The 22,183-nt window shown below is 50.9% G+C and carries 14 protein-coding genes and 1 riboswitch; of the genes, 3 read left to right on the forward strand and 11 right to left on the reverse strand.

The annotated features are described in order from the left end of the window. Positions 1-56: 56 nt before the first annotated feature. A complete protein-coding gene (locus SPIRS_RS08535) occupies positions 57-2,915 on the forward strand; it encodes a M16 family metallopeptidase (protein WP_013254279.1) in 2,859 nt (952 codons plus the stop codon). Positions 2,916-2,920: 5 nt separating this feature from the next. On the opposite strand, the gene SPIRS_RS08540 is transcribed toward SPIRS_RS08535, so the two are convergent. Further along, the gene (locus tag SPIRS_RS08540) at positions 2,921-3,568 is read right to left on the reverse strand and encodes a redox-sensing transcriptional repressor Rex (protein ID WP_013254280.1); all 648 of its coding nucleotides are present in this window, start codon (positions 3,566-3,568) and stop codon (positions 2,921-2,923) included. Positions 3,569-3,695: 127 nt separating this feature from the next. Here SPIRS_RS08540 and SPIRS_RS08545 point away from each other — a divergent pair, with 127 nt between their 5' ends. Next, positions 3,696-8,942: a protein kinase domain-containing protein gene (locus SPIRS_RS08545; protein WP_013254281.1), complete on the forward strand. Its 5,247-nt coding sequence runs from the start codon at positions 3,696-3,698 to the stop codon at positions 8,940-8,942. Between the two features lie 23 nt (positions 8,943-8,965). On the opposite strand, the gene SPIRS_RS08550 is transcribed toward SPIRS_RS08545, so the two are convergent. Then, positions 8,966-10,570 carry a P-loop NTPase gene (locus SPIRS_RS08550; protein ID WP_281047227.1) on the reverse strand — a complete coding sequence of 535 codons (1,605 nt, stop codon included), beginning with the start codon at positions 10,568-10,570 and terminating at the stop codon, positions 8,966-8,968. Between the two features lie 87 nt (positions 10,571-10,657). Between SPIRS_RS08550 and SPIRS_RS08555 the strand changes: the two genes are divergently transcribed. Continuing rightward, a complete protein-coding gene (locus SPIRS_RS08555) occupies positions 10,658-11,686 on the forward strand; it encodes a GGDEF domain-containing response regulator (protein ID WP_013254283.1) in 1,029 nt (342 codons plus the stop codon). A 6-nt stretch (positions 11,687-11,692) separates the two neighbouring features. Here the strand turns inward: SPIRS_RS08555 and SPIRS_RS08560 are convergent, their stop codons facing one another. From SPIRS_RS08560 to pstC, 9 genes are all read right to left on the reverse strand, one after another. Beyond that, positions 11,693-12,667 (reverse strand): ABC transporter ATP-binding protein, encoded by a 975-nt coding sequence (locus SPIRS_RS08560; RefSeq protein WP_013254284.1) that lies wholly within the window; start codon positions 12,665-12,667, stop codon positions 11,693-11,695. Position 12,668: 1 nt separating this feature from the next. Then, positions 12,669-14,363, reverse strand: coding sequence for an ABC transporter permease (locus tag SPIRS_RS08565; RefSeq protein WP_013254285.1), 1,695 nt, complete (start codon positions 14,361-14,363; stop codon positions 12,669-12,671). Continuing rightward, entirely contained in the window at positions 14,360-15,379 is a 1,020-nt protein-coding gene (locus SPIRS_RS08570) for a thiamine ABC transporter substrate-binding protein (protein ID WP_013254286.1), read from the reverse strand. Before SPIRS_RS08570 ends, SPIRS_RS08565 begins: the two co-directional genes overlap by 4 nt. A 46-nt stretch (positions 15,380-15,425) precedes the next feature. Continuing rightward, positions 15,426-15,531: riboswitch (TPP riboswitch) on the reverse strand. Positions 15,532-15,564: 33 nt separating this feature from the next. Further along, entirely contained in the window at positions 15,565-17,376 is a 1,812-nt protein-coding gene (locus SPIRS_RS08575; RefSeq protein ID WP_013254287.1) for a sensor histidine kinase, read from the reverse strand. Positions 17,377-17,396: 20 nt separating this feature from the next. Then, positions 17,397-18,095 carry a response regulator gene (locus SPIRS_RS08580; protein WP_013254288.1) on the reverse strand — a complete coding sequence of 233 codons (699 nt, stop codon included), beginning with the start codon at positions 18,093-18,095 and terminating at the stop codon, positions 17,397-17,399. A gap of 10 nt (positions 18,096-18,105) precedes the next feature. Beyond that, positions 18,106-18,774, reverse strand: a complete 669-nt coding sequence (gene phoU / locus SPIRS_RS08585; RefSeq protein ID WP_013254289.1) for a phosphate signaling complex protein PhoU — start codon at positions 18,772-18,774, stop codon at positions 18,106-18,108. A gap of 29 nt (positions 18,775-18,803) precedes the next feature. Next, on the reverse strand, positions 18,804-19,583 hold the full coding sequence (gene pstB, locus SPIRS_RS08590; protein WP_407635916.1) for a phosphate ABC transporter ATP-binding protein PstB: 780 nt from the start codon (positions 19,581-19,583) through the stop codon (positions 18,804-18,806). A 26-nt stretch (positions 19,584-19,609) separates the two neighbouring features. After that, entirely contained in the window at positions 19,610-21,256 is a 1,647-nt protein-coding gene (pstA, locus tag SPIRS_RS08595; protein ID WP_013254291.1) for a phosphate ABC transporter permease PstA, read from the reverse strand. Further along, entirely contained in the window at positions 21,253-22,146 is an 894-nt protein-coding gene (pstC, locus tag SPIRS_RS08600; protein ID WP_013254292.1) for a phosphate ABC transporter permease subunit PstC, read from the reverse strand. The genes pstA and pstC overlap by 4 nt, the downstream gene beginning before the upstream one ends. Positions 22,147-22,183 lie beyond the last annotated feature (37 nt).

Raw genomic sequence — 22,183 nt, forward strand, 5'->3', positions numbered from 1 at the left:
ACCATGGACAAAAACGAAACCCGCCGGTAAAGTAACGGTGCGACGGAGGTGTTTTTATGCAACGTATACGTAACCTTGTACGAGGTTTTTCAATACTAGTGTTTGCCGTTTTCCTTTGTACCACCTGTGCGACTGCACCGCGGGAGGATACACTTTCTCCCCAGTTGGGTCTTGATCCTGCAGTGGTTTCCGGTACCCTTGAAAACGGTTTGACCTATTACATCCGGCCCAATAACGAGCCGGAAAATCGAATTGTGCTCCGCCTGGCTGTCGATGCCGGTTCTGTCTTTGAACGTGACGATCAGAAAGGACTTGCCCACTTTGTCGAACATATGGCTTTCAACGGAACCAAAGACTTTCCCGGGCAGAAAATCGTCGACTTTTTGGAATCGGTGGGGATGAAGTTCGGGCCGGAAATCAACGCCAGCACCTCTTCCGACGAAACGGTTTTTACCTTGAGTGTTCCTGCCGATGACCTATCCGTCGTCAATCAGGGCATTCATGTTCTGCGGGAATGGGCGACGAACATAAGCTTTGATCCCGAAGAGGTGGAAAAAGAAAAAGGGGTCATCCTTGAAGAGTGGCGTCTCGGGCGTGGTGCGGGAGGACGTCTTCGTGACCGCTATTTCCCCGTTCTCCTTCAAGGCAGCCTCTATGCCGATCGTCTGGCGATTGGAGATCCCGATATCGTCAGGCATGCCAGCTCCGGGGCCCTTCGTGAGTTTTACCACACCTGGTACCAACCGGAGGCTATGGCCGTTGTTGTTGTGGGCGATATAGATCCAGCGAAGGCTCAGGAGATGATTCATACATGGTTTGATCCCATTCCCGCTTCTCAGGATCCTCATCGTGGTGATGCGAAGCGTGTTGTCATCTCGCCCCCCGACAGCACTCATGCCAGGGCAGTGGTGGCCCTCGACCCTGAGGCACCAGGTACCAGAGTTTCTCTCTACTACCTTGCTCCTTCCAGGGCCTTAAGAACCGAACATGATTACCGCCAATTAATTGGCCTCGATCTTTTTTCCATCATGCTCAATGATCGTTTGGAAGAGCGGACCCGGGAGGGTAATCCCCCCTTTATCTATGGCTACAGCGGTTTGATTCCGGTAAATCGAAAAAGCCGTGCATTTGTCTTGACAACTAGAGTCGATGAGGGAGCTTCCGTCGGCGGCCTCGAGGCTCTCCTCTATGAGGCCGGTCGTGCCTCAAGCCTCGGCTTCTCAACCGGAGAATTGGAAAAAGCGAAGGAGAACCTGCTACGTTCCTACCAGAAGGCCTGGGATGAAAGGACCACTACCGATTCCGCCAGATATGCCGACGAACTTGTCACACTTTTCCTTGATGGGGACGCGGCTCCGGGAATCGACCGGGAACTGGAATTGGTAAAGCGTTTGCTTCCGGAGATGAGCCAGGAAGAGGTACAGAGGCTTCCTTCCAGGCTTTTCTCTCTGGATACTCCTGTTGTCGTTCTTACCGGACCGGAAAAAGACGGACTTTCTTATCCAGACGAAGATGAGCTTTTGCACCTTGTTTCCAAGGTGAAAGATACGGATTTTCAGGCGTATGTGCCTGCTGAAGATCCCGATTCGCTTTTGAGCAACGAACCTGTCCCAGGAAGTATCCTCAAAAAAGAACCTCTTCATTTCGGTTCTTCACTACCTGTTTCCAAGATCAGCCTTTCCAACGGCAGCCAGGTATGGGTGATGCGGACCGATTATAAGAGTGATCAGATTCTTTTCGGAGCGATAAGCCCCGGAGGAGCGAGTTTGGCGGATGATGAGAATTATGTTTCGGCGATACTCGCCCCCTCACTGGTCTCACAGGGAGGAATCGGGGAGTATGATCTCTCGGCCCTTCGCAACTTTCTCGCCGGTAAGGCTCTTCAGCTGAACGCCTCTCTGGATGATCGTTTTTTCATCCTTTCAGGGACTTGTGGGGTCAAGGAACTGGAACCCCTTTTTCAGCTCGCCTATCTTTCCGTAGTCGATCCTCGCTACGATGACGCTGCGGCAAAAGCCTATGTGCAACGGCTTTCGGCCGCTTTGAAGAATCGGGAATCCGATCCCGAAACCCAGTTTAACGATCAGGTGCTTAAGATGCTGTACGACGACCATCCCCGTAGCCGTCCACTTACCTCGAAAAGGGTTGAGGAGGAAGCCTCTGTTCAGGAGGCCTTTGACTTCTACGACTCGATCCACAAGGGAGGTGCGGGTACTGTCTGGATTCTTGTAGGTAATCTGCCCGAAGACGAAGAGCTGGAGCCGCTTGTCACTCGTTATCTTGCAGCACTTCCCGCAGGTAATCCTACCGCCCCCGTGGACCGTGGAATGCAATTTTCCGAAAAAAAGAGTACTGTTCGTTCCTTCGACGGGATTGGGCAGAAGGCACAGGTAAAGCTCTTTTTCAGCGGCGGCTTTGACGGTTCACGTCGTACTGCGGTGGGAATGCGCCTTCTCAAGGAGCTTTATACCATTCTGCTGCGGGATGAGCTTCGGGAGAATGAGGGAGGCACCTACGGTGTATCCATCGGAACGAATTTTCGTTACGCACCAGAAGCCCAGTATCTCTTTTCCATTTCCTTCGGATGTGATCCTGAACGAAGCCAGAAGCTCAAGGAAAAGGCAGAGGAAATTCTTATGAAATATCGAACTACCCCCTTTCCTTCAGAGGCCCTTGTTCGTGCCAAGCAGATTATAAGGGCCGGACTTGAAGAATCGGATAGGCAGAATGGCTATTGGTTTTCGGCCCTTGTACAAGAGGCTACAGGCGGTCCCACGGCAGAACCTGTGAATGAAACAGATCAGCTGGTGGACCGTTTTGACAACAAAAGCCTTGTGGATCTTGCCGAGACAATACTCCGACCGGAACACCGTATGGAGGCTTTGCTCCTTCCTAAGGACTTTTCTAAGGAATAGGAGGATTATACGATCCCCTGCTTCTTTTCGCTCATCCTGACCGACAGGACAGCGAGACCGGCGGAGAGATCTTCCCGCTGAACGGTCATACTCTCCGGTACATCGAGTTCGGCCGGAGAAAAATTCCAAATCCCGGTGATGCCTGCGTCCATGAGCGCGTGGGCGCATTGGGAGGCCGATTCGGCGGGGACGGTCAGAACTCCGATGTGGACCTGCATTCGTTTTGCCAGTTCCGCCATCTTAGAGATGGGGAACACCTCTTTTCCGTGAATCCTTGTGCCAATCTTTTTAGGATCAATGTCGAAAGCCGCCACGATTTGCAGCCCCCGTTCCGCAAACCCTCTGTAGCCCAAAAGCGCAGTGCCCAATGCTCCTGCGCCGATAAGAAAAGCATCGGTTGCCGAATCCCAGCCCAGAAAACTTTTAATTGTTTCAATCAGTTCATCAGTTTTGTATCCGACCTTTGGCTTACCGACAATTCCGGTAAAAGCCATATCCTTTCGTACCTGGATCGGTTTAAGCCCTAATTTATTCGCAATATCCGTTGCGGATACAAAAGAGATTTGTTCCGCCGCAAAATCTTCGAGAACATTTAGATAGCGCGGGATACGACGAATGGTGGGAAGTGGGGCTGCAATCAGATGCTCGCGCATGATTTCTCCTCTTTATTATGAAACGAATTGATTCGATAAAAGCTTATCAAGAGATCGCCCAAAACGCAAGCCGGATTATTGATGCGCTTTCTCATCTTCTTTGTTTATGTTACACTTACCTATCCCTATGATCACTCTACCGGGGTATACAGTCGAGCGTCTCGCCTACCGAGGAAATCGCACCCTTCTTTATCGCGGTTTTCGGGATAGTGACGGTTCGGCCGTTGCCCTGAAGAGACCTGTCAATACGGCCGATCCTGTTTCTCGTCAGCGACTTCGTGAAGAACAATTGATTCTTAAACAGTGTATTGCCCCCTGCTTTCCCACTCTCATCGATTATCTTGAAGAAGAAGCCTTGCTTGTATTGGAGTGGATAGAGGGATCTCCCTTGGGCCAGGTGGTTCCACGGGAGGGTTTCGAGTTGAAGCGCTGGTTTGATCTTGCCCTCCAGATCGCGAAAATTCTGACACTATTGCAGGAGTATGAGATCGTACATCGGGATATCACCGGTTCCAACCTGCTGCTTGAATCTGCCACGGGAAGGGTTGTTCTCGTTGATTTCGGCCGTGCCTTTGTCTTTGGCCGTGACGAGGTTATCGCGCGCGGTGGGATAGGATCCTTGGAAAGCAGAGTCGCTTACCTCAGTCCTGAGGAGACTGGGAGGTTACTGCGTCCTATCGATTATCGTTCGGATTTCTATTCTGCCGGGATCTGTTTGTATGAATTGCTTATAGGCCGCCCGCCCTTTGTCGGAAATGCCCTGGAACTCGTCTATGCTCATTTGGCCAGGACTCCTGTTGAGCCCAAGGCAAGTTCCGAGGCGATTCCCGATGCCGTTTCGGCCATCGTTATGAAACTTCTTGCAAAAATGCCTGAGGAGCGTTACTCCAGTGCGCAGGGACTGATGAATGACCTGGAAGAGGCCCTGGAACTCTATCGAATGGGTAAAAACGGCCGCTTTGTTGCCGGAACCAGGGATCCCCATGCCGCTTTCTTACTGTCAGGAACATTATTCGGCCGTGACCGGGAGCTCGTTTCTTTAGGCAAGGCCATTGATAGAAGTAAGGGATCCGGGGCGGAGCTCCTTCTGCTTGCGGCTGAGACGGGGATGGGGAAAAGTGCTCTTTTACGTGAATTCGTCCGTCTGGAATCGGCCCAAACTCAGAGTGCATGGGTGGTATTGGGTCAGTGGCATGGTGAAGAGTTTGGGGGCAGTGCTCTTATAGAGGCTGCGAACGACCTTATTTATAGGATTCTTGGAGCCCATGAGAATGAGATAGCATATTGGGCATCGATATTTCGCAAGGAACTTGGTGATGCACTACCTCTCCTTCGACGCCAGATTCCGGCCCTTTCCCTGATAGTCGGGGCTGCCGGAGAACAGGGGGAACTTCCTGAAGAGGGAAAAACAATCGAGGCAATTGGATTGCTTTCACGTGCCATTGGTTCTCTTTTTCATGTGGTTTGTTCCCACTGCGACGGCCTGGTCCTCGTCCTCGACGATCTCCACTACGCTCCGAGATGGGAACTTGAGGTTTTGAAGAACATTCTCACCCTTGAAGCGACGAAACCGATGTTGGTCCTATCCTCCTATCGTCCGGAGGAGATCGACGCTTCCTCTTCTCTTTTTACGATCTTCGCCAAAATACCAGAGGATGTGCGTATTTCCACCATGCTTTTGCACGGCCTCGAAGAGAAGGCCATCGGAGAGTGGATTTCCGAGAGCCTCGGACCGTCTCCCCATTCGTACATGCCTCAGGCTAAAATTTTTGCCGAACGCTTTTCGGGTAATCCAATGCATATAGCAGAGGCACTTCGTCATCTGCACGATTCGCAAGGCCTGGTATATCGAAAGGGCGAGGGCTGGTCTTTTGATCAGCAGGCACTGGAAAAGCTTGAAGGGATCGAAAGCGTGAGAAAGCTTATCTTCGACTTTCTCGATCGTCTAAGTCCAGAAGCCCTGTCGCTGTTTGCTCTTATTCTCTGTTTCGGTGAACGAGTAAAAGAGTCGGAACTTGATCAGCTTCTTCCTGAGGTTGATATCCTTCCTTTGCTCGAAAACCTGTACCGGTTGGGCTTTATCAAACGCTCTGCAAACGGCGGTTGGGAATTGAGTTATCCGAAGTTACGGAAGCGGTTCCTGCGCGAGTTGCCTGCCGATCTTATCGAGGAAAAGCATCTTGCCATCGGCCGCCTGCTTTTTTCCTCGTACACTGCCGATGATGGCTTATCTTCACTTCAACGGGGCATATCCCATATCCTGAAAGCCGACATCAATCGCCTATCGGAGATGGAACGAAGGAATATTGGTGAGGCTGCCCTTTCGATTTCAACCGCCCATCTTGAGGCGGAAGAGTGCGATACGGCCATGAACATGATCGATGCGGCACAACAGCTTATCGGAGCGGCACGCATTACTGCCGACGACGGGCTGTTTTCCCGTTACTACGGGCTACGCGCCCGATGCCTTTTTATTCGTGGAAACATAGCCGAAGCGATCGGCCTTTTCGAAGATCTCATTAGGCGTGAACATGATCCCGTGGCCTGTTTGGAGCTGTATGGCGAGTTGATCGATGCCTCTACTCAACTTCGACGCTATGACGAGGCAATGGCGAATGGAAGACGTGCTTTTGCTTTGGCGGGGATTGATTTTCCCGAGACCGAAAACGGTATCGAACCAATCGTCTCCGATCTGCCTCCCGTAAGCAGCGATAAAACAAACGATAAAACAATGGAAGCTTTTTCCCGTATGGCCGTACGTCTGCTTTCGGCGATACATGAGACAGACTATGGCCTCTACATCTCCTACATACGTGTGTTGACCGCCTATTTTTCCAAACACGGAGGCCCTCCCGCTACGAGCGTTTTGTTCATGCATGCCGCTGCCCTCCTTATTCCGGAGGGACGGTATCTCGAGGCCGGAAGGCTTGCTCTGAGGGCCCTGCGTGTAGCCGACGTGGCGAGAGACAATCGATCCATGGTTTTGTGTAGAGAGGTCTACGGTTTTCGAATAGCCCCTTGGATCCTGCCTTTATCGGATGTTTCTCCCATCCTGACCGAGGGGTTTCGTATCGGACGGGCCAATGGTGAAGGATGGTTTACCGGGGATATTCTCATCGCCTACCTGATCCACGAATTCTTCCTCTCCTCCGATCTTCATGAGCTTTACCAGAGGAGCAAGGAATATGGGCGTATCATCAGGACCTTGCGCAATGGGTCGGCCGGCCCCCTTCTTGATCTTTTTACCAGCTGTCTCGAACTCTTTCTGGCCGAAGAGAAAGAGCAACAGCAACGGCTTCTTCTCTCTCAAGAAGAGTTGTTCCACAGCCTTATCCAAGACCCCGACCACAAGGGATGGGTTTTGCTGTTCTCCTTTGGTTCCCTCTACGATCTTGTATTTGATGATGATACAGGGTTTCATTTCGACGAAGGCCAGATCAGGAAGAGAGCATCCTATCTCCAGGAAAGCTATCTATTTGCTCCGTTTTTGCTGGCTCAGGCGCTTGGATATATCAAAGTCGGTAATCTCCAGAAAGCAGCCCCTGCCGTTGATCGGCTGCGCAGCTTTGAGAGCGGCTGTGCCGATAATATTTCCCATCTGCGGCTCATGCTCGAAGCGGAGCTACGATCCCGGGAGAGTAATTCCGTCGAGATCGCCAATCTCTACGATGAGGCGATCAGAGGAGCCCAGCGGCAGGGAGACCTGTTCCACTGTGCCGTGGCAAATGAACTGAGTGGACGTTATCACGCTCGGGCCTCGCGGGAAAAGGTTGCTGGCCTCTATCTATTGGAAGCATATCGATATTGGTCCTACCTCGGAGTCAGAAGAAAGGCTGAAGCCCTGCGGAACGAATGGGGATCGCTTTTCCCTTCCTTTGAATCTTCGAGTGATCGGACCGCTTTGCCTGATTTCCCTCGTGAGCCCGGAGAAATCGGACTCGATGCCTTTACCCTTTTGCGGGCCGGACGTGAACTGACGGAGGAACTGCGGGAAGAGGTACTCATAGAGCGGATGTTGCGCGTTATTTTGGAAAGTACCGGTGCCCAAAAGGCCTTTCTTATCCTTGTCCAGGATGACGAGCTCTACCTCCGGGCTCGGTATCTGCCGGAAGAGGATGGCTTTACCCTCTATCCGCTGACGGATGAGCCGGGGCGCCGGGGACGCGAGCGGCTTATACAGTCGATAAATCTCTCCATTGGGGTTCTTCGCTATACGCGAAAGCGGAAAGAGCCTGTGGTCCTTGACGATGCCGCGATTCGGGGCATCTTTACCAGCGACCCCTATTTCAGGACGGCGGGGGTTCGCTCCCTTCTTTGTTATCCCCTTCCCGACACGGTCATCGGCTCTGGTATGCTGTATCTGGAAAATGATGCGGTTCCCGGGCTTTTCACGCCGACACGGCTTGAAATTGTCTCCATACTTTCGAAGCAGGCGATTATCAGCCTTCAGAACGCAAGGTTGTATGAGCATGCAAAATCGCTCAATCGGAACCTGCAGGAGGAGATCCTAAGAAGAAGCCAGGTTGAAGAGGGGCTTCTTGCTGCGCAAAAAGAGCTGAAACGGCTCAATGAGGAGCTGGAGCATCGGGTGGAAGAGCGTACCAAGGATCTGCGAGATTCGTATCAGAAGCTGAAAGAGGCCCAGAAACAGCTTATCGAGTCGGAAAAGCTGGCTTCTCTCGGTTCTCTTGTCGCAGGAATCGCCCATGAGGTCAACACGCCGATAGGAGTGGCTGTTACGGCAGCGACATTGCTTCAAGATCAGATACATGCCGCTTCACTCGATATCCATGATCTGGAACAAACCTCCGACCTGATATTACGTAATCTCAAACGGGCAGGCGAGTTGATAGGCAGCTTCAAACAGGTTGCCGTCGACCAGGCCAGCGAGGCGTTACGCAGTTTTGACCTTCGCTCCTACATTGAAGATATTGTTCTCAGTCTCGGGCCACGATTGAAGAAGAGGCCGATCTCGGTTGAGGTCGAGGTGGCACAAGGTATTACCGTTATAGGCTACCCCGGTGCCATTAGTCAGATATTTACTAATCTCATCAGCAATTCTCTGATCCATGCCTATGAGGCTGATGATACAGGAAGGATCAGAATCGATGGCTTTCAAAGAGAGGGGAGAATACTCATCCATTATCGCGACGATGGAAAAGGTATGGACGAAGAGAGCGTCAGGCGGGTTTTCGAACCCTTTTACACAACCCGTAGGGGAAGCGGCGGCAGCGGACTGGGGATGAATATCGTGTACAATCTGATTACCGGTAAATTGGGTGGATCGGTTTCCTGCGAAAGTACTCCGGGCAAGGGAGTACTCTTTACCATCGACATACCTATCGCTCCGCCAAAGCTTGCTTCATCCTCGTAGTGGAAAAGCATCTTTCTGTATCTTTATATCTCTGAGAGGTAGGCGAGAAGCCTTTCCGCTCCTTCACGAAAAGCCTCTGCAGCAGGGCGATGACGAAAACCGATGATCACACCCAAGCCGCTGTTAACCGCCTCGTGAAGAAAGGAGGCGGTTAGCTGGGTATAGGCCTGGACGTGAACCGATCCTGTTTTGTTCCGAAAGATCAAATGTTCCAGTTCGAAGGTTTTTGCCATCGTTTTTACTTGTCGTGATACCACGGGAAGAAGCTGCTTTACCAATTCGATATGTTTTCCGTGATAATGGTCGCTTTTTTCGATGAGGAGGGATATTTGCCTTCTTCTGTCCCGTTCTTTTTGTCCATTATCGTCTTCCCGTTTTGGTACGGAGGACTCGATCAGATTCCTGACTGAGGATGATGCAAGAAGCTTGAAAAGGGCAAATTGGAAGAGAAGTAGCCCCGCTGGATTACGTAATTCCGGAATGGTTTCGGCGGCAAGATCGGCACGCATCAAAAGGGCGGTAACCTCTTTCTCAAATACGAGCCGTTTCCGTTCGTCTCTGTTTCGAAGAAAAGGGGCGGTCCGTTCCGATGCCGCCTCTGATGCCTCTCGAATAAGGGATAGAACCTTTTTTATCTGGAGAAAAAAGGGGTCGGAAAAAAGAGCATGGAAAAAATGTGCCAGAAGATCGATTTCAGTACCTTCCGCTATAAGAGGCATATCCATCTTGTTCCCCGAGTATGCGGCAAGGTATGCAAGAAGCTCTTTCGCGACCATCGGTGAGTCGGTGGCCGTGTCTATGTCAAGGGAATAGACGAACCCCTTGAGTACCGATGTCGTTCTGGCACCGGAAGAGATGTGGCCGACCTTTTCGTCCAGAAAGGCATCCAGCAACAGACCGCAGCTGCTTTCCATGGAGCGAAGAAGGAGTGGTTCAATGGCGGTGTCGCCCGAGAGAAGATCCAATGCCGGATCAGGTGGTAGGTAGGCAACATGGATCAGAGAAAACGATGAGGGATCAAGCCTTTCCTCTTCCGGAACATTATGATTGTAATTGCCCACCAGATCCCGGGGATCAAAACTGAGGGATTCTCTTCCCCGATATTTATTATGCCAAAGCAGGACTGGAATCCTACGCTCAAGAGCTGCAGCTTTCCGCAGATAGGCTCCTGCCGCGGTGTGGCTAAGGGGATCGGGATTGGTTACAAGCAGCAGTGCCCGGGCAAAGGCAAGAAAGGCAATATTTTCTTCTTCATCCGTTCCTGCAGGCAGATCGAGGATGAGTATGTCACATCCTTGCTCCGCCTCTTTTGCACCTCCGTTATCCATGTACCGTTTGAGGTCGCGGTTGCGACCTTTTTGCGAAGCAGCGATGGGAAAAAGAAGTTTTACCCGGGGGAAAATATCCAGGACGTAGTTCGATAAAGGCAGCCGTGAGTCAATTGTTTCCGGTATTGCCTTCAGTTTTTCAGGGGCGATGTCGAGGGCTGATGCCACATCGGAAAGGGGATCGACGTCGATAATGGAAACTTGTAGGCCTTGTTTCGCCCATTGAAGAGCCAGATTTACTGCAACCGTCGTTTTACCGACTCCACCTTTACCGGAAGCAATTGCAATCGTTGATCCCATATAATTATATGTACCATACATCAAACTGATTGTACAGTTCGTACTTTCATTGCGAAAAGTATACTACTGCTTCATACTTATTGGTGTATGGACGATGAGATCATTACTGTCCTGATCGATCAATCGGAAGATCGGGTCAAAATTACCACAATCCTGGAAGAAGAAGGCTATACGGTAGTTTCATGCGAGCATCCGAACGAGCTCTATGAGTTGATTGGTACAGGATCGGTTGCCGTGGTCATCCTTGATCAGCATATTTCCGACCAGGCGGGAGATGCCGTTTGTGGAGTGATCAGAAGGCGTTTTCCCGGCATACCGCTTCAAATATTATTGGTTGCAAAGACCCCCAATTCCGTTCAGGACTGTTTAAATAGCGGAGGGGATGATTTCGTCTGCAAGCCCATCCTCCGTCTCGAATTCCTTACAAGAATTCGGGCCTCACTTATTCGGGAGCGGGCCCAGCGTGATATTTACACCGAACGGGATTTCTTTCGGAATGCCGTTCGCTATGAAGAGGAACTTTCCAATCGCATTCTCGACCAGCACCTTCATCTGAAGGAGGCCTTTGCCAATATCGAAAAAATAAACCAGGAACTGGAGACCTCGAATCGAAGGCTTGAAAAAATTGCCCGTTTTGATATTCTCAGCGGCTTGTTGAACCGGATGAGCCTTTTTCATACCATTGATATAGAAATAGAACGAGCGGTACGGACCGGACGCAACTTATCGGGAATCATGGTTGATCTTGATTTTTTCAAAATGATAAACGATAACCATGGGCATTTGGCGGGTGACGAGGCCATTCGGATGGTCGGTAAGGTACTGATTCAGGAGATGAGGCGATATGATCAGGCTGGTCGCTACGGGGGCGAAGAGTTTTTTGTTGTACTTCCCGACAGTAACGGAGAACAGTCATTAGGAATCGCCGAACGCCTTCGAAAGAAGCTTGAGTCATCGCCCTTTTTTTTCGATAGAAAGAAGATATCGCTTACCGCCTCCTTTGGTGTTACCACCTTCAAACCGGGGGAGAGCCGTGAACACTGGATCGGCAGAGCCGACAGGGCAATGTATCAGGCGAAGCAGGGGGGGCGAAATAGGGTTGTTCTTCTGGTTTGATTGTCTCTATGAGACCCTGATCAGGGTCTCTTTGTCGATCCGAACCCATACCGGCTTTCCTTTATGTTCTTCGAAGTCGTCGATTCTCTGTTCCGGCACCATGGCGCTGATCTCTGTCTTGTCGGCCAGGATGATTGTAGCCAAAGCTCGTCCGCCAAGATAACGGAGACTCTTCATCTTTCCTCGAAGGGCAGAATCTTCCGGTTCCAAAAGAAGCGTGGCGTTTTCCGGGCGAAAAAAGCTTTTTTTGCCTTCTCGTGTGATGGTCGATCCCTCCCCCAAAAAGCGTGCCGTAAAAAGTGTTGCCGGCTTTCGGTAGAGTGTCCGGGGAGCGCCCTGCTCAATGACCCTCCCTTCGTTCATGATGACGATCAAATCGCTCATAGAGAGCGCTTCATCCCGATCATGGGTGACGTAGATTGTCGTAATTCCCAATTTCTTCTGTAATTCCCGTATCTCTTCCCTCAGCCGACTGCGAAGAGGGGCATCTAAGGCGGAAAGGGGCTCATCAAAGAGGAGAAGACGGGGATCCGGTGCTATGGCGCGGGCCAAGGCAACACGTTGCCGTTCTCCTCCGGAAAGGGTTTCCGGTTTACGTTTTTCAAAGCCCTCCAGGCCGACCAGTGTAAGCATTTGAGAGACTCTGTCCGTAATCTCCTCTTTTTTTTGTCTCGCTCCCTGTCGTTGCTGTAGGCCATAGGCTACGTTTTCTTCAACACTCATGTGAGGGAAAAGGGCATAATCCTGAAAAACAAAACCGATATCCCTTTTCCACGGCTCGAGACGCGAAAGTTCGATATCACCGAAGTGTATGTGTCCCGAATCCGGAGGAATCAGGCCTGATATCAGCTGAAGGGCTGTTGTTTTTCCCCCGCCCGAAGGCCCCAACAGGGTGATGAAACTACCGATGTCGGCCTGAAATGATGCTTCAAAAGAAAAATCGTCGAACTGTTTTACCAGTCGCTCTACAATAAGTTTCACGTCACATCTCCTTTTTTCGGCGAGTCGATCGATCAAGTAGCAAAAAGGCGACGGCACACAGCACGATAAGTACCGTACCGAGGGCACTTGCCCGATGAAACTGATATGAACCAATCAGGCGATAGATGGTGATGGGCAGAGTGGGGAAGCTGCCGCCGGAAAGGGTAAGGGTTGCATTCATCTCTCCCACCGATAGGGCGAAGGCGAAGGCAGCGGCAGAAAAGAGAGATGATTCCAACATCGGCAATTCGATATCGGTGAAGGCCTTGGCAGGCTTTGCCCCAAGAGATATTGCAGCCCTGCGATACGATCCGTCGATTTTTGCCAGGGCGGTAACAATGCTGCGGAAGACAAAGGGAAAGGCGATAACACTATGGGCCCCGGCGATGAAGAGGGGAGCGGCCGTGAGCATGGGATATGCGACGGAGATGGCGAGATATCCACTCCCGAGGATGACGGTGGAAATACTCATGGGAAGGCTTGCCATCAGTTCAAACAGCTTTGCCCGTTTCCCTCCCGAACGAACCGTGGCCAGGGCAAAGAGGGTAGCCGTCGGTATCGTGATAAGCAGGGTAAGTCCCGAAAGTAAAAGAGAACCGGCAATAGACCTCGCTGCAGTTATCGAGAAGGCGTCCGGTCCTGAGACGGAGAAGATTCCGGCGAACCAGCGGAGTGAGAAGCGGGGCGCCGCAAGGGGACCTTCAACCTCGAGAAATCCGCTGGCAATTACCCCGAGAAGTGGTCCTATAACAAGAATAACCATTGCAAGTCCGTAAACGGCACCAAAAAGCCTGACCTTAGGATTCCTGCCCCGAACGATGCGATGATCCCGATCGGATGCTCCCATGCCTGTGAACCTGCTTTCTGTACCAAAATTTAGTAAGAGGGGAAGGATCGTAAGGCCTGCCGCAATGAGCGCCACTCTCCCTGCTGCCCGTAGATCCAGATTGATTCTGGCAAGGCGGAAGATTTCCACTTCGATTGTCGTTGTTTTCGGGCCGCCGCCCAGTACCATGACCACGGCAAAACTTGAGAAACAAAATAGGAAGACCAAAAGCATACTTGAAACAACGGCAGGCATCAGCTGAGGTAGGGTGATGGTCCTAAAGACTGCCGAGCGTTTTGCTCCCAGAAGCTGTGCTGCCTGCTCCTGTTTTTCGGGGATTGCCTCCCAGTGAGAGGCTACGATTCGAAGTACGACGGGGAAATTGTAAAAACCGTGGGCCAGAAGTATTCCTTTCAGCGAGTACAAGATTTTCAGCGGCGGTGTACCGCTACCGGTAAGCTGCATCAGAAAACGGTTTATGATCCCGTTGTTGCCGAAAATCGTCACGAATCCGAGTACGACCAGTATCGGTGGGATGACAAATGGGACGACACTCAGGGACCTGAGAATCTTTTTCCCGGGAAAATCACACCGGGCAATAAAATAGGCGCCGGGAAGCCCCATGGCAAGGGCGATAAGGGAACTCAAAAAGGCCTGAAGAAAGGTGAATCCGAGAATTCTCAGCAGATTTTCGTCCCTTACGGTAGCGAGAAGCGGCAGCAAAGAAATTTTCCCCGCCTCATCGATGAAGGCACCGGAAAGAATGGTGAGCAGGGGAATGAAAAAGAACAGAAAAAGAAACATAAGCCCCGGCAGCGCTGCCAAAGCAACACCGCCGCTTATGCTTTTTTTTCGAGAAGCGTTATTCATTGCAACAAAGCCTTGGTCCAGAGCTCAATCAGCGTATCGACGGTTGTACCGTCCGGAGCAGGGTTGATCTGCAGCTGCTTATCGGGTTTAGGGGCAAGACGGAAGGAATCGGGAAGTGGGGTCCCCTCCCTCACCGGATACATCCAGTTGGTCAAAGGGATCACCGCCTGTGCATCTTCGGAGATTAAGAAGTCGATAAAGGCCTCTGCTGCCTTTCTCTGCTTTGTGCCCGCCACCACGCCTGCGCCTTCAATTTGCATATAATGGCCTTCGGGAAATATAAGGGCCTTGTATCGTTCTGTGCCTTCATATTCGAGATGATAGGGGGGGCTGGTGGTATAGCTAATCACCAGAGGAGCCTCCCCACTGGTGAAAAGGCCGTAACCAGTGTCCCAGCTGGAGCTAACCGTAAGGATATTCGGGGCAAAGGCCTTCCAAAAGTCAAAAAGCTTGTCACCGTAGATTTTTTCGCTCCACAGCAGAAGGCCCAGACCGGGGGTGCTGGTTCTGGGGTCCATGATGATGATTTTTTCCTTAAACCGCGGATCGGTAAGATCTGCAAAACTCTGGGGAGGATTTTCAAGCTTCTGGCTATCCCAAATGAAAGCAAAGTCGCTGTAATCGTAGGGGGTCAGGAGGTCGTCCTCGAATCTGAGAGAAGAATCGACCTTTTTGAGTTCCGGCGATGTGTAGGATAGAAAGATCCCCTCTTCTTCAGCCTTGGGAAAGAGGTTGTTGTCGATACCGATCGCTACATCGGCAACGGGGGCCTCTTTTTCGTTGATAAGCCGCTGGAGGGTCTGGCCGGCGTCTCCCGGTGCGACATAGTTTACCGTAATACCGCTTTGTTCGGTAAATTGTTTCGCGATCTCCGGACCTGGACCCCATTCGGAAATAAAACTGTCGTAGGTATAGACGGTAATCCCGTCTGTTTCGGGTTTTGTTCTTCCTACCATGATCGTTGCGATGAGAATCACACCGATCACAGCAAGAAGGAGGGGAAGGTAACGTTTCATCTTCGTCTCCTGGTATAACGTGTCGGGTGAATCTGTGAGGGGCTTTGGATCGGATACAGGACGCTCCCTTCGCCGGTATTAACCGGATCAGGTTCAACGGGTGTAATCTCAGGCTTTTCCCATCAGAGAAAAAACCACCCCACGCGATTCAGCTTGTATGATGGTATGATCCTACCGCTATGGTGTCAAGAGGGCAGGGCGGGGAAGCGAAGAAGAAAACTGGCACCCTCTCCCCTGCTGCTTTCCAGTGCCACGGTTCCTCCGTGGAGCAGCATGATATGTTTCACAATGGCAAGCCCCAGTCCCGTTCCTCCCATGTCTCGGCTGCGAGCCTTTTCCACACGGTAAAAGCGTTCGAAGATCCGTTCCTGATCCGCTTCGGGGATACCCGGACCGTTGTCCTGGACCACAAGTAATATGCGCCTATCCTCTTCTCTCTCGCAGCGAACCAGCACAACACTGCCTTCCGGACAGTATTTGACGGCATTATCCACGAGGTTGACCACAGCCTGTTCTATGAGGTGTCCGTTGCCGAGAATTTCCAGCTCGCGATCACATTCCACATGGATATCGATTGATTTTTCGTCGGCCCTGCCTTGACAAATGGAAATGGCCTCGTTTACCGGATGGCAGAGGGGGATTTTTTCCATGCTTATCCCCGACTCTTCATCATTTTGTTCAAGCCGGCTCAGGGTTAAAAGGTCGTCAATGATATTTCCCAGCCTCGTCGTCTGATTCTGAACGATGGTAAGGAATCGAAAAGCATTTTCCCTATCGTCTATGGCTCCATCGAGGAGGGTTTCAACAAAGCCCTTGATGGAGGTAATCGGTGTCTTCAGCTCATGGGAAACATTGGCAACGAACTCTTTCCGCATTCGTTCCAGCTGTTTTAAGGTGGTGATATCGTTCATCACCAAGATAAGTCGTTGCTGGGGGTAGCGGCTATTCTTATCAGCCGTAACAGCCTCTATTGTAGATGCGTTTACCTGAAGGTGTATCTCCTTTGCTTCGCCTGGAATGACAAGGGAACATTGACGAACCCCACGTGCAACAAGGGCTTCCTGCGCAAAGGTATTGAGTTCTGTGTTTCTCATAACCTGAATGAGACTTTTACCGATAACCGGATCGTAAGAGCTGCTCACAAGCCGTGCCGCCGCGGGGTTGATCTCGGTAATGACCAGGTTACGGTCGAGTACGATGACCGCTTCGTTCATGCCGGTCAGTACCGCTTCCAGCTCCTGCTTTTGCCGTGTTACCTCGTCGATTCTACTTGTCAGGGCCTGCGCCATTTTTTGCAAGGCGTCTGCCGTGTTGACAATTTCGGCAGGGCCGTCGACATGGATCGGCTGAGAAAAATCAAACCGGGCGTATGCAGAGGCGCTTTTGGATATGGCTGCAAGAGGTACGGTGATTTTTCGCGATACGGCCACCATGGCTGCAACGGCGAGTCCTAAAAGCAGGGCGGTGATGATCGTTATCGAGAGGGCTGCCGCGGCAAGCAGTTTTTTGACATTTGCTTCCGGGAGGCTCAGGCGGAGGACCGCAATGACCTTCCCTGCCGCATCATCGATAGGAAAGGCGTAGTAGAGCATGGAAATCGCAAGGGTGGGGCTTTTCCTTAGGCTGAAGGAGGCTTCTCCCCGTATCGCTTGCCGAATTTCCACTCGGTGTGCATGATTTTCCATCACCAAAGGGTCTTCATGACTGTCAGCGAAGACGGAACCGTCGGGTTTGATGAAGGTTACTCGGAATGGGCTGTCCGGACCGATCTTCCGGGTTACCTCCTTGGCTTTCGTCTCCAGTTCTCCGTTTTCGAAAGGGAGGGCGGTAAGCAGGAGCTCTCCTGCCGTTTCCAGACGATGATACTGCTCCTGGAAGATCAACTGCCTGAAGTTTCTGAAAGAGAAAAAGGCTACGGATACGGCAAGCAGCAGGAACAGGAGCACAAGGGGAGGGAACATGTAACTGAGAACAGAACGTCTTTTTGAAAGTACCATGGCGTTACCTCGAGGGTGCTTTACACCCGCTCCTTCATTCGGTAACCCACACCCCTAACCGTCTCGATGTAGTCACCTTTATCTTTGAGTTTTTTTCTTAAACCGAGGATCTGTACATCCACCGACCGCTCTGTTACCGGATAGTCCTCACCCTTCACGGCCCCTATGATCTGACTTCGGCTGAAGACCCAACCCGGATTGCGGGCGAGAAATTCCAGTATGGAGAACTCAGTGACGCTGAGATCCAATGAGACGTCAGAACATTTCACCTCATGTCGTATCGTATCGATGACGATATCGTGGATTGTGATGACCGGTTCCTCTCTCGGGGGAAACTCTTTCAGCTGTTTGCGGCGGAGCAATGCCCGTATCCTTGCCACCAGAACCTTCGGACTGAAGGGCTTTGTCATATAATCATCGGCGCCCACTTCAAGGCCACTGATCACGTCGGAATCCTCACTCTTTGCGGTAAGCATGATGATCGGAATATCCTTGACCTCCTCCCGTGAGCGGATACGCTTACAAACCTCGACTCCGTCTATACCGGGAAGCATAAGATCGAGGATAATGAGATCCGGTTGTTTTGCAGCCGCTGTTGCGGCCGCAGCCTCACCGGTTTCAACGGTGATGACCGAGTATCCCTCCCTCTCAAGGTTGTATTTCAATAGTTCAAGAATATCGTGTTCGTCGTCAACGACAAGAATAGTTTCGTGTGCCACGGATCACCCCTTACATATTTAGTTCGATATGCTTTCCTGTACAGTCATAAACCACCCATTCACTGATGTTTGTGGCGTGGTCCCCAAAACGCTCGAGCCAACGTGATACAAAGAGAAGCGTTGTGGCCTGATCAATGTTCTTTACATCGCTCATCATGTAGGTCAGAAGTTCCCTCCATATCTGATTGTGAAGGCTGTCGATCCTGTCGTCTATCTTGGCAACAGCGATTGCCTTGTCCTGATCGTTTTCCGCAAATGCGGTCAGCACCTCATGGAGCATCTCGATACCGTATTCGGCCATCTTTGGGAGGTCGATCAGATCCTTGATATAGTGCTGCTCCGCCAGCTTTTTCGCCGCCTTTGCGATATGTACCGCATGGTCTCCCATCCTTTCCAGCTGGGTGACGATCTTCAAACTGGTGATGACATGACGCAGGTCTCCCGCCACCGGCTGTTCGGTTGCAATGAGCAGGGTCAAGGTATCCTGAATTCTTAGTTCAAGATTGTTGATAACCTCATCGTCGCGAATAACCTTGTCCGCCAGGTCGATATCCTGATCGAGCATGCACTGCATCGATTTTCTTACCGCTTCTTCCACAAAGGCCCCCATCTTCAGAATTTCTCTGTCGTTGGCCCTCATTTCATCGCTATAATGCTGTCGCAGCGTATTATGATCCATACCTTTATTCTCCTTACCTCAATGTATCATCAACCGAATTTACCGGTGATATATGCCTCGGTTTTCGGATTCGTCGGGCTGAAAAAGATCTGTTCTGTGGCACCGACCTCCTCAATGACACCGTTGAGGAAAAAAGCGGTGGTATCGGAAATCCGTCCTGCCTGCTGCATGTTGTGAGTGACGATAACGATAGTATAACTTTTTTTCAGTTCATCAATCAAATCTTCGATTCTACTGGTGGAAATCGGATCAAGGGCGGATGTCGGTTCATCCATCAGCACGACATCGGGTTCCACTGCCAACACCCGTGCTATACAAAGCCTCTGTTGCTGTCCTCCCGATATACCGAGGGCCGGTTTATGAAGCCTATCCTTGATCTCATCCCAAATAGCGGCCTGTTTGAGACTCCGCTCGACAATTTCGTCCAAGGTCCTCTTATCTTTGATGCCGTGTATTCTTGGGCCATAGGCGACATTATCATATACGGACATGGGAAAGGGGTTCGGCTTTTGAAAGACCATGCCGATTTTTTTCCTCAGCTCAATGGGATCATAGTTCTTATATATGTCTCTCGTTTCGTAGCTGATCGTTCCGGTAATATGGACCCCGTCGATCACGTCGTTCATCCTGTTGAGGGTACGGATGAAGGTCGATTTTCCGCATCCCGAGGGACCAATAAGGGCGGTGACCTCCTGATCGGCAATATCGATGTTCAGTTTATGTAGGGCTTGGAAATCTCCATAGAAAAGGTCCAGGTCCCTAACGGTAATTTTGATCTTTTTTTCCTGGTCCGTTGTTTCGTTGCTTATATTCATAGCATTATACCTCTCCATGGCTATTTCCCCGCTTTTTTGTTAAGACGCCCGATAAGCGAGGTAGTTGAGTAATTTACCAAAAGGATAATAAAAATCAGAATGGCCCCGGTTGCGAAGCTTCTGTCGAAGCTGATCGCTTCGGAGAAGAGATTGTAGAGGTGGAGGGAAAGCACCCTGGCGGAGGAACTGGGCCCCCGTACAAGCTCGTAGTTTGATCCGAGGGTATAGATGAGTACCGCTGTTTCTCCAACCGTCCTGCCTACGGCAAGGATGATACCGGTGAGAATCCCGGGGGTCGCCGCCGGAACAACAACCTTTGCAATGGTCTGTAGTTTTGTTGCTCCCAGGGCAAGGCTTCCCTCCCTGAAGGAGAGGGGTACCGATTTCAGGGCCTCTTCACTTGTCCGTATGATGGTAGGTAGAATCATCATGGTTACGGTAAGGGTTGCTGATATGAATCCGATACCGAGGCCCAGCATGCCGACGAAGAAGATGAAACCAAAAAGGCCAAAGACAATCGACGGAATTCCCGCCAAAGTTTCCGTTCCCAGCCTCAGAATGCGGATAACCCTGCCTTGTTTGGCATATTCGACCATATAAATAGCCCCCAATACCCCGATCGGCGTGGAAAAGAGGAGAGTGAAAAGGATGAGAAAGAAGGTATTGATGATGATGGTTGATATTCCCCCCCATTTCCCGGATCGAGCCGGAGCCTCCACCAGATAGTGCCAGTCGAGGTTTTGCCGAACCTCTAAGCGATCGAAGGTGATCATCGGTCTGTCGTCGATATCCTTAACATCCTCCCAATAAGTCATGCCTATGGCCCCGGGTAGTGAATCTATCGTTTCGAAAAACACTTCCGGTGTATCAACATACAGAATTCCCTGTTCTGCTGGTTCATTATTTTCTCCGAGGACCAGGTTGAGAATATCTCCCCGTATTCCTGCATTCTGCGAATAAGCAACAGGTCTGATGGGAAGGTCTATACCCCCGACCTCCTGCCAATTCTTTACTTTACCGGTAAAAATCGCCAGAAGATCATCATTATCGATTGTTTGAATCTGTACATTTTCGACGATTTTTTTGACCGATGCATTTACGGGAGCTGCTATTCTTCTGATCGGGACAGCCTTGACGCTCCGAGGAAGGGTTTCGACCATGGCTGAGGGGATAAAACCAATTCCTCCCGGAGTAGAGGAAACGGCCTTTATCATCGCCTCACCGTCTTTTTCCAGCGTGACATGTTTGCTGTAGTTTTCTCGATTTGCGAGAATTATCTCTGCCCCGGCAGTACCCTCCTCGGATTCGGTGGTAAGGGCGAAGAGTTCGACATCGAGATTTTGTCCTGTGATGTCCCCCCAATTGGGCTGACGCCGTTTCGTGTACATCTCAAACAGCTCGGCCGAGGTCAGGTCGTCTTTGAGTCTGACCTTTCGCTGAATAATCATCGAAATTGGGTATGCCGGATGGTCCGGACCGGCGGCAGCAGTTTCGATGGTATCGGTCACTTGATAGTGGAGATGGTTTATGGAGACAAAGCCTCGATACAGAACATAGAGGATAATCCATGCAAGGATGACGATTGTAAGGACAACAAAGAACCAGATGATACCCTTTGCAATGCCTTCCTGAAGATGCGCTTTTTTTGTCTGGCTAAGTGGGCTCATGCCGCTCCTTCCTTGTCGACTTTCCGTTTCAGCGTTCGCTGTACAACGAGATTGATAATGAGAATGAAAAGAAAGAGCACAATACCTGTCGAGAAAAGACTGGTTTCATGCAAACTTCCAACTTCCGCATATTTAAGATCGGTGACGATATTCATGGTAAGGGTTCTGACATGGCTCAAAGGGCCTGTCGGCATGATGGGAGAGTTCCCTGCAACCATGAGAACGGCCATGGTTTCTCCTACCGCCCGTCCGATTCCAAGTACTACCCCTGCAATGATACCGCTTCGTGCCGCCGGAATAATGGTTCTTACAATGCTCTGCCAGTGGGTCGCCCCCAAAGCCAGACTTCCCTCTTTGAGTTCGGAAGGAACAGCCCTGATGGAGACCTCGGTAATATTGATAATGGTAGGCAAAATCATGATGGCCAAAATGATCGAGGCCGTCAGGATTCCGAGGCCGGTGGTACTGTTTGAAAGGGTACGAATAATCGGTGCAATGAAGAAGAAGCCGAATAGGCCGTAGATGACCGAGGGAATGCCTGCCAAAAGTTCGACACCGCTTCTGATGATTTTTGCCGCCCGCGGTTTTGCCATCTCCGCCATGAAAATTCCGACTGCCAGCCCCATAGGTACAGCGATAATCAATGCTCCCAGGGTGACCCAGATCGATCCGACGATAAAGGCCCATATGCCGAAGCTCGGTTCCTCAGCCGTGGGACTCCAGTCTGTGCTGAAGAGAAAGTCGGTAAGGCTCACACTTTTGAAAAGCGGAAGTCCCTCGGCGAGAATGAAAAGCGTAATGAAGATGACACTCAACACGGAGATCGACGCGAAGATGAAAAGGATAGCTTCCACAACCTTTTCTATCTGTTTTCGTCTTGTTTCTTTCACGTTAGAAATACCTCATTTCGGTTTCGCTATGTGAAGA

Source organism: Sediminispirochaeta smaragdinae DSM 11293 (genome assembly GCF_000143985.1).
Classification (GTDB): domain Bacteria; phylum Spirochaetota; class Spirochaetia; order DSM-16054; family Sediminispirochaetaceae; genus Sediminispirochaeta; species Sediminispirochaeta smaragdinae.

Bases quoted from the DNA above. Each gene is read 5' to 3' on its own strand.
- SPIRS_RS08540 (WP_013254280.1), bottom strand. From the start codon at position 3,568: ATGCGCGAGCATCTGATTGCAGCCCCACTTCCCACCATTCGTCGTATC.
- SPIRS_RS08550 (WP_281047227.1), bottom strand. From the start codon at position 10,570: ATGGGATCAACGATTGCAATTGCTTCCGGTAAAGGTGGAGTCGGTAAA.
- SPIRS_RS08555 (WP_013254283.1), top strand. From the start codon at position 10,658: ATGGACGATGAGATCATTACTGTCCTGATCGATCAATCGGAAGATCGG.
- pstA (WP_013254291.1), bottom strand. From the start codon at position 21,256: ATGAGCCCACTTAGCCAGACAAAAAAAGCGCATCTTCAGGAAGGCATT.
- SPIRS_RS08545 (WP_013254281.1), top strand. From the start codon at position 3,696: ATGATCACTCTACCGGGGTATACAGTCGAGCGTCTCGCCTACCGAGGA.
- SPIRS_RS08535 (WP_013254279.1), top strand. From the start codon at position 57: ATGCAACGTATACGTAACCTTGTACGAGGTTTTTCAATACTAGTGTTT.
- SPIRS_RS08575 (WP_013254287.1), bottom strand. From the start codon at position 17,376: ATGGTACTTTCAAAAAGACGTTCTGTTCTCAGTTACATGTTCCCTCCC.
- phoU (WP_013254289.1), bottom strand. From the start codon at position 18,774: ATGGATCATAATACGCTGCGACAGCATTATAGCGATGAAATGAGGGCC.
- SPIRS_RS08570 (WP_013254286.1), bottom strand. From the start codon at position 15,379: ATGAAACGTTACCTTCCCCTCCTTCTTGCTGTGATCGGTGTGATTCTC.
- SPIRS_RS08565 (WP_013254285.1), bottom strand. From the start codon at position 14,363: ATGAATAACGCTTCTCGAAAAAAAAGCATAAGCGGCGGTGTTGCTTTG.